We start from the raw sequence: 17,281 nt of genomic DNA, 5'->3' as shown, positions 1-17,281 counted from the left end.
GATCAGCTTATGCGCCTCCCCTTCGCGGCTTGGTTGGCCGCACGACGATCGACATGCCTCGAATAAGCCCTAGTGTCCGATTTTTCGCCGTCGTATGGCCAACCAAGCGCGCATTCTGGCCAACCAAGCCGAGTCAGGGGGGAGGCCGGCGGGCGGATCCGGTCGCGCAGCGGGCGGCGGGCGAGCGCGGCGTCCAGTTCGGTGAGGACGCGGTGCAGCGGCGTCGACAGTTCGGCGTCCAACTCCGTCATGGCGGTCGTGGTGGCCGTCCACTCCTCCTCCACCACGGGCAGCAGCCGGCGGCCACGTTCCGCGAGCCGGACGATGCGTTGCCGGGCGTCGTGCGCGCCGGGGACCGACTCGACGAGGCCGGACTGCGCCATCTGGGCGACGGTCTGGCTCGCCGCCGAGTGGGTGACGCCGACCCCGGCGGCGATCCGGCGGATCGGCAGGCCGTCGGACTCCGCCAACAGCCGCATCACCGGCGAGTACCGGGGCCGGTAGTCCGGTACGCCCTGAGCGGCGTAACGGGCCGCGATGTCGGCCTCCATCGCGTCGAGTAGTTGCCGCATCCGGGTGCCGATGGCGAGGGGGTCGACCATGCCGTCGATTATGACAGCACTGTTACACTTCGCCTTCCTCGACCCGAAGGAACCGCCATGACCGCCCGGTACCCCGCCATCGCCCCCTACGACTCCGGCATGCTCGACGTCGGCGACGGCAACCACATTCACTGGGAGACCAGCGGAAACCCGGACGGGAAGCCCGCCGTGTGCCTGCACGGCGGACCCGGCTCCGGCAGTTCCCCGGGTGCGCGGCGATACTTCGATCCGGCGCGCTACCGGATCGTCCAATTCGATCAACGCGGCTGCGGTCGCAGCACCCCCGACGCCGGGGACCCCGCGACGGACATGTCGGTCAACACCACGGCGCACCTGATCTCGGACATCGAGCGGCTTCGCGAGCACCTCGGCATCGACCGCTGGCTGGTGTTCGGGGGATCCTGGGGCAGCACCCTCGGCATCGCGTACGCCCAACGGCATCCCGACCGGGTCAGCGAGATCGTCATGGTCAGTGTCGTCGCCACCACCCGTGCCGAGGTGGACTGGGTGACCCGGCGAATGGGCCGCATCTTCCCGGCGCAGTGGGAACGATTCCGTGACACGCTCCCGGAGACCGACCGCGACGGCGACCTGGCCGCCGGATACGCCCGGATGCTGGCCGACCCCGACCCGGCGGTCCGCGACCGCGCCGCCCGCGAATGGTGCACCTGGGAGGACACCCACGTCGCCACCTACGCCGGATACCAACCCGATCCCCGCTACGACGACCCCGTGTTCCGGTACCGGTGGGCGCGGATCGTCACGCACTACTGGGCGAACGCCGCCTGGCTGTCAGAGACCGCGCTGTTCGACGGCGCCCACCGGCTCGCCGGAATCCCCGGCGTACTCGTCAACGGACAGTTGGACATCAGCGGACCACCCGACATCGCCTGGCGGCTCACCAAGGAATGGCCCGACGCCGAACTCGTTTTGATCCCGCAGGCGGGACACGGCACCGGCGACCTCGACACCGCGACGGCACTGGTCACCGCCCTGGACCGGTTCGCCGGTCGCTGACGCCGCGACACGTCTCAGTGACCCGCCGCGGCTGGCTCAGGCCACTGTAGGCGGTGGCCCGGTGAGTGCGGCATGGTTGTGACTCATGGGCACCGGCACGGACGCCGGTCGTCGCGGATTCGTTGTCCGGCAACGGAACGGAGCCGTGGCATCAGTCAGACGAACGCATGCCGCAGGGCCTCGGTGAACTCGGCGACGTCGCCGTACCGTTCCGAAGGATCGGTGGCGAGGGCACGGGCGAACACCCGGAGGAGGCCCGGCCAGCGTCGCGCGTGCCATCCGGCGACCACCCGCACTCGCGCACCGAGTGCCTGAGCGGAATCCGGCGCGGCGCCGGGAACGGGGATGCGGTGGCGTCTTCCGGTGAGCTGCCGGAACAACACCGCCGCCAGTGAGTACTGGTCGGCGGCCTTGGACGGACGTACCCGGTCGGCGAACTCCGGTGGCGCGTAGCTCCAGGTCACCTTGCGACGCACCGGCAGCGGATCCGGGTCCGATACGACCAGCGCGCTCTCCAGGTCGATGAGACTCACGCGGTCATCCACTGCGGCCAATACGTTGAAGCGGCTCAGGTCACCGTGGGCCACGTCCGCCGTGTGGAGACGGGCTACCGCCTCACTCACCGCGACCGCGAGCACCGGGAGAAGCGCGGCGGCTTCGGCCGACTCGACACGCGGGGAGATGCCGGTGTGTTCCGCCATGCGTCGCAGCGGCACACCGGGACGCCACTCCGCGGCCACGAACCGCTGGTCGCCGTCGGTTCCGGTGTCGACGAGTGTCGCCACCGGTGCGATACCGGCGAGCCGGCGGTGGGCCGCGATCTCGTTGTCCATCCGCAGCCGAAGCCGTTTCGGTGCCGCGACGCACTGCGTCTTCAGCGCCACCGGGCTGCCGTCCGGTGCGGTGGCACGGTAGATCGCCGCGCACCCGCGCAATCGGACGGCATTGACGATTCGATGGCCCCCCACCGAGTCCCCCGCCTGCGAACCCGCCCCGCTGACGTGGCCGGGCGGCGGTGAAGCCGCCCGAATCGTGTCGTTCATCGGTGGCGATCAGCCCTTGTCGTCGGCGTCGCCCTTGCCGGAGTCGGTCTTGTCGGCGTCTTCGTCGTCGGAGTCCGCCTGGCGTTCCTCACCGTGGGCGTCCTCCTCGTCGTCTTCTTCGTCCTCGTCCTCACCGGATCCACTCGACGAGGAGGAGGAAGAGGAGGATGATGACGACTCCTCGTCGTCTTCTTCGTCTTCATCATCGCCGTCTTCGTCCTCGGCGTCGGCCGCGGCCGCCTCCTCGGTGGTCGGCGGGACGTCCGACTCGGCGACGTCGGCGTCGGTCGCGGACTCCTCGGCGGCAGCCGGTTCGGCGGCCTCGGTGGACTCCGCGGCGGGGGCGGCCTCGTCCGCGTCCGCCTTGGCGGCGTCGGTCTCGTTCACCTCGTTCGCTTCCGGCTCAACGGCTTCCGGCTTCTTGTCGGCATCGCTCACAGGTGGCTCCTTCACAATGAACAGTCGCTGAATGCTACCCCTGACACCCCGTGCCGCCGCCGAGCCCGAGCCCGACGACCCCGCGCAATCCCGTCACGGCTCCTGGGGTCCCATACCGACGTGACCGGCTCTGGGCAAAGACATCGACTGTCAACAAGGACCGGAGATGTGCCCGAATATTTCAACGAGAAAATGGATGCCCGTCTTAACGCCTACGGCTCTATCCGTTCAATCCGAATAGGCTCAGCGGCATCCAGCTCAATTGCATATCCCGCTTCATCATTGCCCTCCCATTCCAAAGGAACGACATCCAAAACATACTCTCGACGAGGCAGTCGACCGAAACTCACTGGCGGATCAAAATGGACGATAGAGAGTATCCTGACGACCGTCGAAGGTATTCCCACCATACACACGTCGCCCACCGAAAGAAACGGCGTGTCGGGTTCAGTTCGCCAGGGAATATCGAGCCAAGAGGCTTCATCATCAGTTCGTGGCAGCCTTACGTCCCCTGACCGGATAACGGGATTCTCAGGATCGGGAACGAACCACGGCCATCGCAGAATGACCGAGTGCTCGGTCGTGGCCATCACCTCCGCATCTGCTACCTCCATCGATATCCGCAGTAGATCACCAACCCGATACGAGCCGTGCGACGAGATCTTACGCTCCACCTTCTCACCACCCCTCAAGCCAAACATCCACGACACCTTGTTCACCCGTTGATACACGTATGAGCAATCCGAAGCTCGCGTGTCTCACCACCGTTCCGACAACAAGCTGCCATTTGGCCAATCTTCGGGACTGGGTAATCGACCGCTCCACGGGTACTCGAAAACGGGTTGGGTCCGGCGAACATCGCTGTCGGGCACATTACGCTTCCTCGGCGTAGTCCCCCAGGGCCACGTCGAAGAGCAGGTCTTGCCAGAACCCGCCCTCCACCAGTGCCGGCTCGTCGATGTCATGAATCTGCCGGGCTATCGAGCGAGCCGCCTTTTCGAAATCCTCGGGATCCGATTCTGAGGAAACCCGCGAATTCTCGTCGTAGAACAGCGCCAAACATGCCACGAAAGCGGACGGTGCCGAATTCACGAAGAAGAGTGCGTGACTGTGGCTCTCAATGTATACGACACTGCCGTCACGGCAGTTGATCCCATAGAAACCCTCTCCTTCTGTCGCGTAGCCGATGTTGAGAATCGTCTCCGTCTCCTTGGCAAGCGAGACTTCCTCAAGACCCGTTGCCCGTTCTGCGGCGACGAACAAGGTGGTCGAGGCCGGCAAGCCGACATCGACCAGATGATCCCTGACGGCCTTGATACGCACTGGAGCAACATACGATTCCGTATAACGTTTCAGATGCAAGCCATCTCCATAGAGCTATCGTCAACGAGATGCCGGCACGTGCCGCCGATATCCGGTTCACCACCCTCGTCTTAGCGGCCCGAGCGACCAGGCCTCCCGCCGATGTCGTCCAACTCCAAGAATCGCATCGGCCCACGCCTCGGAGTCGGCGGGCCAGGACGGGTGTGGCCGTTGGTCGCGGTGATGGTGTCGTCGCCGTAGCCGTCCACGTCGACGTTGCCGGTAAGACACCACCTGAGTCAGGCCATCTTCCCAACACGGAGAGTTGCAGAGCTATGGTTATGAGAAGTATAGTTCTCATAACTGGAGGCCGTCAGTGGTCGCGAAACCCGCGGACATGTTCGACCGGGACGTCGAGTGGCGGGCTCTCATCGGCTTCGCGACCGACACCGAACCCGGCGCCACCCTCGGCGTGGTCAGTGGAAGGCGACGGCAAGGCAAGACATACCTGTTGGCGGCATTGTGCCACGCACTGGGAGGGTTCTACTTCGGCGCTACGGAGGCCACCGACGCCGAATCACTTCGACGCTTCGGCGACGCACTGACCGCCCACGTGAGCCCGGACGTCCCCTTCCACTTCCACGATTGGGCCGAAGCGATAGACGCCGTACTGGCTCTGGGCCGGGACCGGCCCGTACCGGTGGTGATCGACGAGTTCCCCTACCTCGCCCGGAACAACCCGGAGATTCCCTCACTGATTCAGGCGGCGTTGCGACCGCTGAGGGAGCAACGGACGCGTTCACGAACCCGGTTGTTGCTGTGCGGCTCCTCCATGGGGTTCATGGGGAGACTGTTGGCGGGAAACGCTCCGCTACGAGGCCGCGCCGGGCTGGAACTGGTGATTCGTCCGCTCGAATTCCCACTGGCGGCCGACTTCTGGGACATCGCGGACCCCACATTGGCGATCAAGGTGAACGCCGTGGTCGGGGGCACTCCGGCATATCGCCGGGAATTCGCGCGCAACGACAGCCCCGCAGACGCCACCGACTTCGACGACTGGATTGTCCGCACCGTCCTGAATCCCCAGAGTCCGATGTTCCGGGAGGCCCGATACCTTCTCACGGAGGAGGTCGATGCGAGGGACACCGCCCTGTACACCTCCGTTCTGGCGGCTGTGGCGAACGGTAACGCCACCCGGGGAGGTATCGCGAACTTCATCGGCAGGAAGGCCTCCGACCTTTCCCACCCGATCAGCGTGCTCGAAGACGCCGCCCTGTTGTACCGAGACGCGGACGTCTTCCGCGCGAACCGCACCACATACCGGGTCGCAGAACCGCTGATCCGGTTCTATCACGCGATCATGCGTCCGGTCTGGGAACAACTGGAGCGACCGGGATCGGGGGACAGAGTCTGGCAGGCGAGCCGCGAACGGTTCCGCAGCAAGGTTCTCGGTCCGCACTTCGAGCAGTTGTGCCGGGACTGGAGCCTGCACCATGCGCCACCCGAGCTGTTCGGTGGCCTACCGGCGCGGGTAGGCCACGGCGTCGTCACCGATCAGGCCGCCAGAACCGGATACGAAGTGGATGTGGCCGTCATCGGGATCGGTGACGGGGGCAGGCCACCACTGTTGGCCGTCGGCGAGGCGAAGTGGGGCGAAACGATGGGCATCGCGCACCTGGAACGCCTCCGGCACATCCGCGACCTGATCGAGCACAGTGGAAAGTACGACACCACCGGTACCCGGCTACTCCACTTCACCACCGCCGGCTTCAGCGACTCCCTGCGAACCGAGGCCGGCAACGCGGACGACATTGCGCTGATAACCCCGCAAGACCTCTACCGCCACCGATGACGCATCACACCGGCCTCCCTCAACCGGTTTCGCCGATACCGAACCATCAGCCGGCACGTAGCCAGTGGATGGGGATGTCGGTGATGGTTTCAACGGGTTCAGGCGACGGGGCATGGCAGGTCTTGAGCCGTCAACTCATCCATTCCACACCGCGCCCACGGTAGGCACATGAGCAGCCCGCATCAAGCGTCCATGCCACATGTGCGTTGCCGCCGGTTCCGGATGTCGACTGCGTTCGAGGTGGGAAGGACCCAAGCCGACTGTCGCCGGTATGACGGTCATGGCTATGCCGATAGGCCGAGCTCATGGACAAGGTCGTTGACGCGACGACGCGATGACGCGTCTCGCTGTTCCGAAGCCACGACACGCAGCAGTTCGGCGATCTCGACCCGCTGCTGTCCATCCAGCCGGTCGAAGCCACCCGCAAGTGAATGCATACAGTTCGCCGCCGCATCGGGGTCCACGACCTCTTCGTCACTCTGGTCGATGAAGAGTACGAGTTCCACCAGGGCTCTCGTCAATGGCAAGTCGATCACGGCAGCGGCCCCGAAACGCTTTCGATCTGCCGCTTCAATCTGCGGACCTCCGCCACGAGGCGAGGAACCGCCTCACGTGCTTCCGCAATGAACACGGCGTTCTCGTCCCATCGTTCGTCATCGATGTCCACGTATCGCGGCGACTGCACGAGCGTAGCCGCGACGATTTCGCCGTTGTCGAACTGCGGCCACGGCTCGGTAGCCGATCGCGAACCGTCCCGAGTGCTGACGGCCACCAAGTTCATCGCCGCGTCATCATCCAGGACCCTGACGAACCACGGCCCCGGCGTAGCAGCCGCACAAAGCTCCTCCAGCTCGTCGAGTTCCGCCTCGGACACGGGGTCGACATACTCCAACACCTGTGACAGCATGCCGCCCCTACTCGGACCGGCTGCGTACATCGCCGTTAAGCATGGACGCTCCTCAGCATCGGCGGGAGTGCGGCCCGTGGACCGTCGCGTCGGGGACAGTCCGTAGAACCCGAACACGAACTGCCGTTGTTCCTCCAAGGTCCCGACCTCACCGGGGTCTGCGGGTGCCAGAACGTCCACCACATCCAGAGGCCGCTTGGCCCGCTCCAGCATGTACGCGTAACGTCCCAGTTCCATCTGACGTTGCATCCCCGATGGATATACGTTCGGACGCGCTCCCTGGCAACAGAGCAACAACCCTTAGGCCTCCAGTTCGCGGCGGGCGTCCGTCACCTACCACGGCCATCTCACGGTGAGGAAGCGCTCGGTCCCGGACAGGACCTCCACATCCACGGGCTCCATGGAGATGTCGATCAGATCGCCGACTCGATATGGACCGTAGGACGCAAGCTCTTGCTTCATCTTCTCACCACCTCACCCGTCATCACTCCACAGTGGCCTCGGAGTAGTCGCCGAAACGGCCACCGACACGCGTGGACGATCACCACCGACGCGGGGCGGTCAGCGCCATTGCAGGACACCGCCTTCGACGATCTCGGTCTGTGTGGGGTCGTGGAGCCGGTCCGCGACGTCGGCGAGCATGTCGGCGACTCCCGGCCAGACCGGCTCCGAGTAGCCGCACTCGGCCGACCACTCCATGACGCAGCCGTGACGGGTACCGTCGCGGAGGTCTACCACGAGCAGGTCCCCACCGACGTCCCGGCAGATCGGCACGGTGGCGGCACAGAAACCGAACGACGGCTGCCCGGCCGCGAGCGCGTGCGTACCGTCCGGGCCGCAGCACTGCTCGTCGACGAACCGCACGAGCCCGGCGAGCCGGTCTCGCACCTCGGCCACCGGCAACGGCAGATAGAACGGGGGTATCGGGGTGCCCGGGTGGTGCCCCTCGTCGGCGATGCCGTCCATCGACCCCCACCACCGGAGCAGATCGGTGGGCGGTGGACGCCCCACGGCGTCCACCGTGCGGCGGACTTCGGCCGCCGCCACTGCGGGACGGATCGCCGCCGCCGTCACGGGAGCGAGCCGCTCAAGCCCCTCGGCGATACGCCGCCACGACTCCCCGACCGGATGTTCCATGCGCCGCACCATATCCGGGTCCCCGGACATGCGCGCCCCCGGGAAGACCCCACCCCGGCCGCGCCGACCGGTCTCCGGCACGGCCCGATCGCGGCGATGCGACGCGACCCGCGCGCGGTGTCCTGACGTGCGAAAACGCCGACGGCGCCCACGGTCGTGAGACCGGGGCGCCGTCGGCGTCCGAGATCCCGGCGTTCCGCCGGGGCGTGTACCGCTCGTGGAGCCGCAGGGAATCGAACCCTGGTCCTCCGCCGGCTCAGTAAGGCTTCTCCGGGTGCAGTTCGCAGTGCCTTTCCTCAAGCCCCATCGATCACGCGAACAAGTCGATGTGACGGGCTCCAGCCACTGTTAGATGTCGCTCACGAATCCGTGGCCGATTCGTTCGCCTAGCGCCCTAAAATGATGCCGGTGACCAGGGCGGGCGCGCCCCTGGACCGACAGACTTCAACCCTGCTTATGCAGCGAGGGCGAAGTCGTTGCGATTAGACTTCGCATTTGTGTTTTCCAACGACGATTAACGAGACGACGTTGGCTTCCTCGACCCGCTTCCCTTACGTCAACGTACGGAGTCGAAACCGATCGGCCCCTTGAGGTGTCGCGTATGGTGCGTACCCGCCGGGCCTTCGGTGACGTCGCCTCCGCAGGGGAGGCGCCGCGAACCGGTGGTCCGACGAGTGGTGAGAGATCCGACGGTCGTCGGGACCGGCTGCGGCCGGCCACGTACTCCCGTGGATCGTGCGGTACACGCTATGCAGTTTCGGTACATCACGCGCCCACCGGCTACACCGGCGACGCTCGACAATGTTAACGCCTGCGACACGGGAACGCATTCCGGTTACCCGCCCGGCCGCGCTGTGGCCTTCCTCGCAGCTCCCGTACCGCCGTCGGCCGAGCCCACGGAGTGGGCCACGGTCACCCGAACCGGACGAACGGGGTGGTTCCGGGCACCGTCAGTCCCGCAGGCCCTTCGCCCGGCGCTGCACGGCGCGTTCGATCTCGCGGTCGGCGTCGCGTTTGGCGATCGACTGCCGCTTGTCGTAGGTCTTCTTGCCTCGCGCCAGCCCGAGTTCGAGCTTCGCCCAGCCGTCCTTGAAGTACATGGACAACGGGACGAGGGTCAGTCCGCTCTGGGTGAGCTTCCCGGTGAGCTTGTCGATCTCGGCCCGGTGCAGCAGCAGTTTACGGATGCGGCGAGGCGAGTGGTTGGTCCAACTTCCGTGGCTGTACTCGGCGATGTGGATGCCGTGGATCCGCACCTCGCCGTTGTGGAGGTCGGCGTAGGCGTCGGCGAGCGAGGCCCGGCCGGTCCGCAACGACTTCACCTCGGTACCGGTGAGCACGATCCCCGCCTCGTAGGTCTCCAGGATCTCGTAGTCGTGTCGGGCACGCCGATTCGAGGTGATCAGCTTGTGTCCGGTTTCCCTCGCCATACGCCAAGCCTATCGGTACCGGCCGGTCGGACGCGACCGACTAACGGGCCGTCGCGCCGTGCCCCGGCGATGGACGACGGCACGCGGGCGCCCACGGAATCACGCCGGCCGACGCACCGGAGACCTCCGCTGGGCGAGGCGGTGGCTCCGCCCGGCGAAGGCGATACACGCGCCCCCACCGGACCGCCCTCCGCGTTCAGCACAGGCAACCGGGCAACCACCGGAGCGGTTCCACCGGGCTGCCGTTCAACCGGACCTCGAAGTGCAGGTGGTCACCTGTGGAGGCTCCCGTCGTGCCGACCGCGCCGATGCGGTCGCCCCGATCCACCCACTGCCCCACCGACACCCCGATCGACGACTGGTGCGCGTAGCAGGTCGACAGGTTGTCACCGTGGTAGATGCAGGTGTAGTTGCCGTAGCCGCCGTTCCAGCCGGCCTGAACGACCTGACCGGAGTCCGCGGCGACGATGGGCGCGCCACCCCCTGCGGCGAAGTCCACCCCCGCGTGGAGCTGCCACACGTGGTAGTACGGGTCGTACCGGTTGCCGAAGTCGCTGGACTTCCATCCCTGGACCGGCATCAGCAGCCGGGCGCCCGCGGCACCGGACTGCGACCCGGCGGTGGCGTGTCCGCTGCCGACGTCCCGCAGGGCGGCGGCGATGCGTTCGCTCTCCTCCTTGACCTCCTCGTACCGGGCCAGGCTCGCCTCCTTCTCGTCCTCCGCGACCGCCAGGGCGGCCGTCCGGGTGTCGAGCAGGTCGGCCAGTTCGCGCTCGGCCGTCTCGGCGGCGGCGGCCTCCGCCTCCGCCGTCTCCAGTGCCTCGGTGGCGGCGGTCTCGGCGGCCTCGGCGGCGTCACGGGCGACCTCGGCGTCGTTCTCCGCGTCGCGGGCCTCCTGCCGCAGTTTCACGACCTCGTCGACCGCGGCGTTCTGCCGGTCGGCGAGTTCCTGGACGTAGGACATGCGGGCGACGGCCTCGAAGGGGTCGTCGGCCGTGATGACGCCGTTGACGGCCATGATGCCCGCCCCCTGGTACGACAACCTGACGAGGTCGCCCAGCTCGGCGCGGGCCGTGTCGACCTCCCCGGCTGCGGTGTCGTAGTCGGCGACGGCACCCCGGTAGGTGGCGCGGGCGGTGTCGGCCTCGTCGCCGGCGATCGCCGCCAGCGACTCGGCGGCGGCGACGGCACCTCTCGCGGTGTTGGCGCGGTCGCGTGCGGCGGGCAGTAGTTCCTCGGTCTCGGTCAACGCCAGGGCCGCCTCTCGGGCCGCCTCGGTGGCACCTTCCAGTGTGGCCTCGGCCTGGGCCAGTTCCTCGTCGATGCGCTGCTGGTCGCTCGTGCTCGGCTCCGCGGAAGCGGTCCCCGCGAAGACGAGCGCCGCCAGCACTGCGGCTGTCCACAGTCTCGTCTTCATCCGGGTAATGTACGCCGAGTGATCGCATTATCACGGTAAGTCCGGAAACTCGGGAGTGGCGTCGGCGTGTCACGGTGGAATGTCGGTCCACAGTGCCGCCGCCCCGGGTGCGGACACGACCGCGGCGCGCCCCGTGTGGGACGCGCCGCGGTGTGTGAATCGGTTCGGGGTCAGACCTTGACCTGGAATCTGAGCGTGACCCAGCCGGTGATCGCGCTGATGACGCTCGCGATGCCTGCCAGGATGGGCAGCATCAGCCAGATCCTCGTCCACGACATCTCGGTCATGATGTCGAACAACGCCTTGAACGTGCCGTCCACCAGGAACGCCTTGCCGGCGACCAGCGCGAGGAACGCCAGGATCGCGCCGATGAGGCCGGCGAAGACGGCTTCGAGCACGAACGGCGCCTGGACGAACCAGTTGGAGGCGCCCACCAGTTTCATGATGGAGACCTCACGGCGTTTGGAGTAGGCCGCGACCTGGATGGTGTTGGCGACCAGCAGGAGCGCCGCGATGCCCTGTACGAGCGCGAGGATGAGCGAGAGCCGCTGGACCCCGCCCATGAGCCCGAAGACCTCCTCCAACGCGTCGCGCTGGTTCATGATCCGTTCGACGGCCCCGTCACCGAAGCCCTCGTACTTGGCGATGAACTCGTCGGCGTCGTCCATGTTGTTGAGGGAGACCTCGAAGGAGGCCGGCAGCCGGTCCTTGTCGACGCTCTCGACCAGGTCGGGGGCGTCGGCGAACAGCTCCTGGAAGTCGGTCCACGCCTCCTCCTTGGTCTTGAACTCGACGGTCTTGACCATGGGGTCGCCGATCAGGGACTCCTCCAGTTGGCCCTTGACCTCGTCTTCCTCGGTGATCTCGTGGTTGAGGTAGACGATGATCTCGACCTGGCCCCGGTAGTAGGCCTCCATCGACTGGACCTGGAAGTACATCAACAGGCCGGCGCCCAGCATGGTCAGCGAGACCGCCATGGTGATGATCATGGCGATGGTCATACTGATGTTGCGCCAGAGGCCGACAGCGACCTCCGACAATACGTACTTAGCACGCATCGTTTCTTATATGCCTTCCGCCGTTAGCCGTAAACGCCGCGAGCCTGGTCGCGTACGACGTGCCCGCCTTCGATTTCGATGACCCGGCGTCGCATCTGGTTGACGATGTTGGAGTCATGGGTGACCATGACGATCGTGGTGCCGGTGCGGTTGATCCGGTCCAGCAGGCGCATGATCTCGATCGACGTGTCGGGGTCGAGGTTTCCGGTGGGCTCGTCGGCCAGCAGGATGAGCGGCCGGTTGACGAAGGCGCGGGCGATGGCCACGCGCTGCTGTTCACCGCCGGAAAGCTCGTGGGGGTAACGGTGCTCCTTGCCGCCCAGCCCGACGAGGTCCATGACCTCGGGCACGACGCGGCGCGCGACCGTCTTGGGTTTGCCGATGACCTCCAGCGCGAAGGCCACGTTCTCCGCGGCGGTGCGGTGCGGGAGCAGACGGAAGTCCTGGAACACGCAGCCCAGGGAGCGCCGGAACGCCGGCACCTTCCACCGGCGCATGCCGGTGACCTCCTTGTCGTTCACCCACACCTTGCCCTTGTTGGGCACCTCTTCGCGAAGGAGGAGTTTGATGATCGTCGACTTACCGGCGCCGGTGGGACCGATGAAGAAGACGAACTCACCTTTCTCGATGGACACGTTGATGTCCTCGATGGAGGGGCGGTTGGACCTAGCGTAATGCTTCGTCACGTGCTCGAGCCGAATCACGCTGCGAGAGTCTACGCGCGTTCGCTGGGACCTCTGCCACTCCCCCTCTCGTATCACGCGGTGGAGCGGGCTTCCGATACCGCGCAATCACACGAACATCGGATGCCCTGGTCACCGGTTCGGGCCATCCGTCCCCGGCCGGGCCGTGGACGGTCTACGCCCCGTCGCCGTCGCGGCGGTTCTCCTGCTGCTTGCGCCAACGGATACCGGCCTCTATCAATCCGTCGATCTCTCCGTCATAGACGGCCATCACATTCGCCGACTCCCAGCCGGTGCGCAGGTCCTTGACCATCTGGTACGGGTGCTGGACGTAGGAACGCATCTGCTCACCCCAGGAGGCCGCCACGGAGCCGCGCAGCTCGTCCATCTTCGCCTGCTCCTCGTCCCGCTTGCGCTGCAGCAGTTTCGCCTTCAGGACGCCCATCGCGGTGGCGCGGTTCTGAAGCTGGGAACGCTCGTTCTGGCAGGAGACGACGATTCCGGTCTCCAGGTGCGTGATGCGGACCGCGGAGTCGGTGGTGTTGACGCCCTGCCCGCCCGGACCGGAGGAGCGGTACACGTCCACCCGGATCTCGTCGTCGGGGATCTCGATGTCGTCGGTCTGTTCGACCACCGGCACCACCTCGACGGCGGCGAACGCGGTCTGGCGGCGCCCCTGGTTGTCGTACTTGCTGATCCGCACGACGCGGTGGGTGCCCTGCTCGACCGCGAGGGTGCCGTACGCGTAGGGGGCCTTGACCGCGAAGGTCGCCGACTTGATGCCCGCCTCCTCCGCGTACGAGACGTCGTAGACCTCGGTGGGATACCCGTGTCGCTCGGACCACCTGAGATACATGCGCATCAACTGTTCCGCGAAATCGGCGGAATCGGCGCCACCGGCGCCGGAGCGAATCGATACCAGGGCTTCGCGTTCGTCGTATTCGCCCGAGAGCAATGTACGGACTTCGAGCTCTTCGATCGATTTGCGCAGATCCGCCAGTTCCTCACCGGCCTCGGCGGTCGCGGAGGAGTCGCCCTCGGAGGCGGCCAGTTCCCACAGCACCTCGGCGTCGTCCAGCCGGCGGCGCAGATTGGCCACCCGGTTCAGTTCGTTCTGTACGTAAGACAGCCGGGATGTCACCTTTTGGGCGTGAGTGACGTCGTCCCACAGGTCGGGGGCGAGCGCCGCCGCCTCCAACTCGTTCTTTTCACGGGTCAGCGCGTCCAGGTCCAGGACCGCCGTCACGGAGTCGAGGGTGGCGTTGAGGTCGCGCAGTTCAGCAGAGAAGTCGTTACCGGTCACAACCATCGAGCTTACGCCGCAGGCCCCGGGCCTCACATCAGGTGTGCGTGGCGGACCCGACGTGTCGACGTCGCCACCGGAAGCGGACACGGCGAAGCCGTGGCGGCCGTCTCTGCCACGGACGCCACGGCTCCCGCTCATCGGGGCCCGCCGATCACGAGCGTTCGGCCGGCCCCGTCTCCGATCTACTTCTGGCGGGCCTTGAGCCAGCTCAGCGCCGCCTTGTGGTAGCCGACCGCGAAGTCCATCGCGGTCGCCGCGCCGGCGTCGTCGGCGGCCAGTTCCTTGGCGCGCGCGCGGACGTCCGCCAGCGCCTCGGTGTGGTACTCGACCGCGGACTTGTACATCTCCGACAGCGCCGAGGGTGTCATGTGCGAGGCGAACGCGGTGCGCAGCGCGACGGGGTCGCGCAGCTGGCCGATGCCGCTCTCCTCGTTGATCCACTTGGCGAAGGCCCGCTTGCCCGAGGCGCTGATCGTGTAGGGGACGCTGGCACGCGGGCCGGGCTTGCCGACCCGCACGTACCCGACCTCGGCCAGGGCGGGGAGCTCCCGGTAGACCTGGCTGCGGGTCATCGTCCAGAACGGACCGAGGCGCCTGGTGGCCTCGGACATGAGTTGACCGCCGGTCATTGATCCGTCATGCAGCAGACCCAAAAGGGCCGCCGCCGTCGCGTTCAGTTCTTTTCCTGCCATGTCGACAATGATGCCATGTCTTTATATTCGATTCAACCGGAGGGCATCTATTGTGCTCCGAATTGCTCCATTGGCAACTGTCCCAGGCGAACTGTGGAAATGAGTCGTGCTTAATGGTGCTCCAATATGACTCATTGGGATTGAAACCGGTCAGTTACCACCAGTTTTACCAGGCATCGGTTCTCCGATGAGATCTCCGCCGGGGATGTCTTGTTCGGACTCACCGGAGTCACTTCCGTCCCCTGCGTCACCGTCCGTCCCACTGTCCGGGGTGGAGTCATCGGGAGTCTGGGACGGTTCGGCGTCCTCTTCGTCCGAGTCCGGTGACGGAGAGTCACCCGTGTCGGGTTCGGGTTCGGACGGGTCGGTTTCGGCCGATTCGTCCACCCCGGTCGGTTCGGAGACGACGCCCGGTTCGGCGGTCCCGAGCAGGCTCCACCCGATCGCCGCCGCCGCACCCAGTGCGACCACGCCGCCCACGATGCCGGCCACCAGCACGAGGGGGTTCCTGCGTCGTGTGGCGGAGTCGCCCGTGGGCAGGAACGGGGCGTCGTCGGGTGGGGACATCTCGACCGGCACTCCGACACCGCCGACCACACGCGTCACGGCCTCGTCGCCGCGAGGGCGCAGCACCGGAGGTTCCATGAGGGCGGGACCGGGGGTCGTCGAGAGATGCGGAGTCACCGCGCGCAGCATCGACGGAAGCGCCCCCGCCTCGGGCCGGTGCGCCGGATCGGCCGCCAGGCACGGCTCGATGATGCTCCACAGTTCGGCGGGCACGTGTCCGGGACGTTCCGGGATGTGCGTGCGGTGGCGTTCCAGTACGTCGTCGATGCTGCCGCCGCGGTAGGGGTTGCGCGCGCACAGCATCTCGAACAGGACGAGCCCGAACCCGTACACGTCCGACTTCGCCGACGTGGGCATGCCCTCGATGATCTCGGGGGCGGCGTAGTCGGGGGTGCCGTGGGTGGCCGCCTCGGGACTGGCGATGCGACGCGCCACACCGAAGTCCACCAACCGGACCTGGCTGCCGTCGCGGGGGATCAGGATGTTGCCGGGCTTGACGTCACCGTGGACGATCCCCGCCGAGTGGATGAGGCTGAGGGTCTGCGCCAGTTGCGCCGCGGCAGTGGCGGCGGCGGACGGGGACAACGGTCCCTCGTCGATCAGGGCGCGCCGCAGGTCGACGCCCTCCACGAGGTCCATGACGAGCGCCATCACGGTGCCGTCCACGATCAGGTCGCGGGGACGCACGATGCCCGGGGAGTTGAGCTCGGAGAGGACCTCGGCCTCGTCCAGGAAGGCGGCGGCCATGACGGGTTCACCGGCGGCCTCGGCGTGCAGAACCTTCACGGCCACCGACTCACCGGTGATGAGGTCGCGGGCCCGGTGGACGACACCGGCCGCGCCGCGGGCGATCTCGGCTTCGAACTGGTAACGGTCTGCGAGTGGCTGTGTCATGGCGGGCTCCCCTGGAAGGTTCTGCCCACAACGTTATTGAGGCCACGCACGCGGGGCCACACCGCGGGGGCCGAACTGGCACGAAACCGGGACTCCGCGGACGTCACAGGGCGCTGCGCAGCTCCCACAGTTCGGGGTAGCAACGCAGTTCCACCCGCGACCGCAGGTACGCCCCGCCGGCACTGCCGCCGGTGCCGGGTTTGGTCCCGATCTGGCGCTCCGCCATCAGCACGTGCCTCGCCCGCCACAGCGACAGCGCCTGGTCGTGGTCCACGAGTGCCTCCGCGAGGTCCCACAGCGGTCCGTAGGACTCCCGGTCACCGGCGATGCGCCGGAGGGCCGAGATCCGCCGATCGTAGTCGGTGGTGTCAAACCCGACCGAACGCATGATCGCGAGGTATCCGTCCCACAGGCTCGGCTGTTCCAGGCGGGTCGCCAGGCGGGCGCGCTCGGGTTCGGTGAGGCCCCGGAACCGGTCCAGGTAACCGGGGTCCTTCAGTCCGGAGAGGAACTCGATCTCACGGAACTGGACGGACTGGAAGCCCGAGGCGGGGGCCAGCCGGTTGCGGAACTCCAGGAAGTCCTGGGGCGTCATGGAGTCGATCACGTCCACCTGGCTGACGAGGACCTTCATGATCGCCTTGCAGCGGTCGAGCCTGACCCTCGGCAGGTAGGTCTCACCCGCCAGCATGCGGTCCCGGGCGTCGTCGAGCTCGTGGAGCATCAGCTTGAACCACAGTTCGTACGCCTGGTGGATCACGATGAACAGCAGCTCGTCGTGGGCCTCGGGTTCCGATTCGGGGTGCTGCTGGTCGAGCAGTTGCGGGATGCGCAGGTAGGTGTTGTAGGTGAGTTGACCACCCTGCTCGCCGAACTTGGGGTCGAAGCGGTGGAAGTGATCTTGTGGCACCCGCCCAAGGTACTCGGGTCACGGGG

19 protein-coding genes and 1 other RNA gene are annotated in these 17,281 nt (G+C 66.8%); 2 read left to right on the top strand and 18 right to left on the bottom strand.

Annotated features, from left to right (window positions below; genetic code table 11):
• Positions 1–2: 2 nt before the first annotated feature.
• The gene (locus tag LX16_RS17895) at positions 3–602 is read right to left on the bottom strand and encodes a MarR family winged helix-turn-helix transcriptional regulator (protein ID WP_147140309.1); all 600 of its coding nucleotides are present in this window, start codon (positions 600–602) and stop codon (positions 3–5) included.
• Between the two features lie 57 nt (positions 603–659).
• Here LX16_RS17895 and pip point away from each other — a divergent pair, with 57 nt between their 5' ends.
• The gene (gene pip / locus LX16_RS17890; protein ID WP_147140307.1) at positions 660–1,619 is read left to right on the top strand and encodes a prolyl aminopeptidase; all 960 of its coding nucleotides are present in this window, start codon (positions 660–662) and stop codon (positions 1,617–1,619) included.
• Between the two features lie 155 nt (positions 1,620–1,774).
• Here pip and LX16_RS17885 read toward each other — a convergent pair whose 3' ends face one another.
• The 4 genes from LX16_RS17885 to LX16_RS17870 all read right to left on the bottom strand — a co-directional run bounded on the left by LX16_RS17885 (position 1,775) and on the right by LX16_RS17870 (position 4,462).
• On the bottom strand, positions 1,775–2,662 hold the full coding sequence (locus LX16_RS17885) for a protein kinase domain-containing protein (RefSeq protein ID WP_147140304.1): 888 nt from the start codon (positions 2,660–2,662) through the stop codon (positions 1,775–1,777).
• Positions 2,663–2,671: 9 nt separating this feature from the next.
• On the bottom strand, positions 2,672–3,100 hold the full coding sequence (locus LX16_RS17880; protein ID WP_147140302.1) for a hypothetical protein: 429 nt from the start codon (positions 3,098–3,100) through the stop codon (positions 2,672–2,674).
• A gap of 212 nt (positions 3,101–3,312) precedes the next feature.
• Positions 3,313–3,774, bottom strand: coding sequence for a hypothetical protein (locus LX16_RS17875; protein WP_147140301.1), 462 nt, complete (start codon positions 3,772–3,774; stop codon positions 3,313–3,315).
• 199 nt (positions 3,775–3,973) lie between these two features.
• The gene (locus tag LX16_RS17870; protein ID WP_147140299.1) at positions 3,974–4,462 is read right to left on the bottom strand and encodes an SUKH-4 family immunity protein; all 489 of its coding nucleotides are present in this window, start codon (positions 4,460–4,462) and stop codon (positions 3,974–3,976) included.
• 337 nt (positions 4,463–4,799) lie between these two features.
• Between LX16_RS17870 and LX16_RS17865 the strand changes: the two genes are divergently transcribed.
• A complete protein-coding gene (locus LX16_RS17865) occupies positions 4,800–6,254 on the top strand; it encodes an ATP-binding protein (RefSeq protein WP_147140903.1) in 1,455 nt (484 codons plus the stop codon).
• A gap of 284 nt (positions 6,255–6,538) precedes the next feature.
• Here the strand turns inward: LX16_RS17865 and LX16_RS17860 are convergent, their stop codons facing one another.
• The 13 genes from LX16_RS17860 to LX16_RS17800 all read right to left on the bottom strand — a co-directional run bounded on the left by LX16_RS17860 (position 6,539) and on the right by LX16_RS17800 (position 17,255).
• The gene (locus LX16_RS17860; RefSeq protein ID WP_147140298.1) at positions 6,539–6,760 is read right to left on the bottom strand and encodes a hypothetical protein; all 222 of its coding nucleotides are present in this window, start codon (positions 6,758–6,760) and stop codon (positions 6,539–6,541) included.
• A 26-nt stretch (positions 6,761–6,786) separates the two neighbouring features.
• Positions 6,787–7,410 (bottom strand): hypothetical protein, encoded by a 624-nt coding sequence (locus tag LX16_RS27215; protein ID WP_211354566.1) that lies wholly within the window; start codon positions 7,408–7,410, stop codon positions 6,787–6,789.
• A gap of 84 nt (positions 7,411–7,494) precedes the next feature.
• On the bottom strand, positions 7,495–7,623 hold the full coding sequence (locus LX16_RS28000; RefSeq protein WP_280176813.1) for a hypothetical protein: 129 nt from the start codon (positions 7,621–7,623) through the stop codon (positions 7,495–7,497).
• Positions 7,624–7,722: 99 nt separating this feature from the next.
• Complete coding sequence (locus LX16_RS17850) at positions 7,723–8,298, bottom strand: SMI1/KNR4 family protein (protein WP_147140296.1); 576 nt, start codon at positions 8,296–8,298, stop codon at positions 7,723–7,725.
• A 215-nt stretch (positions 8,299–8,513) separates the two neighbouring features.
• Positions 8,514–8,885, bottom strand: a transfer-messenger RNA (tmRNA) gene (gene ssrA, locus LX16_RS17845).
• A gap of 363 nt (positions 8,886–9,248) precedes the next feature.
• Positions 9,249–9,728 carry an SsrA-binding protein SmpB gene (gene smpB, locus LX16_RS17840; RefSeq protein ID WP_147140294.1) on the bottom strand — a complete coding sequence of 160 codons (480 nt, stop codon included), beginning with the start codon at positions 9,726–9,728 and terminating at the stop codon, positions 9,249–9,251.
• 196 nt (positions 9,729–9,924) lie between these two features.
• The gene (locus tag LX16_RS17835; RefSeq protein ID WP_158645647.1) at positions 9,925–11,145 is read right to left on the bottom strand and encodes a M23 family metallopeptidase; all 1,221 of its coding nucleotides are present in this window, start codon (positions 11,143–11,145) and stop codon (positions 9,925–9,927) included.
• A 170-nt stretch (positions 11,146–11,315) separates the two neighbouring features.
• Positions 11,316–12,203 carry a permease-like cell division protein FtsX gene (gene ftsX / locus LX16_RS17825; protein WP_147140288.1) on the bottom strand — a complete coding sequence of 296 codons (888 nt, stop codon included), beginning with the start codon at positions 12,201–12,203 and terminating at the stop codon, positions 11,316–11,318.
• A 23-nt stretch (positions 12,204–12,226) separates the two neighbouring features.
• Positions 12,227–12,907: a cell division ATP-binding protein FtsE gene (gene ftsE / locus LX16_RS17820; protein ID WP_147140286.1), complete on the bottom strand. Its 681-nt coding sequence runs from the start codon at positions 12,905–12,907 to the stop codon at positions 12,227–12,229.
• A 154-nt stretch (positions 12,908–13,061) separates the two neighbouring features.
• Positions 13,062–14,189 carry a peptide chain release factor 2 gene (prfB, locus tag LX16_RS17815; RefSeq protein ID WP_211354565.1) on the bottom strand — a complete coding sequence of 376 codons (1,128 nt, stop codon included), beginning with the start codon at positions 14,187–14,189 and terminating at the stop codon, positions 13,062–13,064.
• 185 nt (positions 14,190–14,374) lie between these two features.
• Positions 14,375–14,884 (bottom strand): PadR family transcriptional regulator, encoded by a 510-nt coding sequence (locus tag LX16_RS17810; protein ID WP_147140283.1) that lies wholly within the window; start codon positions 14,882–14,884, stop codon positions 14,375–14,377.
• Between the two features lie 150 nt (positions 14,885–15,034).
• Positions 15,035–16,345 (bottom strand): serine/threonine protein kinase, encoded by a 1,311-nt coding sequence (locus LX16_RS17805; protein ID WP_147140281.1) that lies wholly within the window; start codon positions 16,343–16,345, stop codon positions 15,035–15,037.
• A 103-nt stretch (positions 16,346–16,448) separates the two neighbouring features.
• A complete protein-coding gene (locus LX16_RS17800; protein WP_147140279.1) occupies positions 16,449–17,255 on the bottom strand; it encodes a tryptophan 2,3-dioxygenase in 807 nt (268 codons plus the stop codon).
• Positions 17,256–17,281 lie beyond the last annotated feature (26 nt).

It is taken from the genome of Stackebrandtia albiflava, from assembly GCF_007994225.1.
GTDB lineage: Bacteria > Actinomycetota > Actinomycetes > Mycobacteriales > Micromonosporaceae > Stackebrandtia > Stackebrandtia albiflava.
This window is presented reverse-complemented; position numbering and strand designations above follow the sequence as displayed.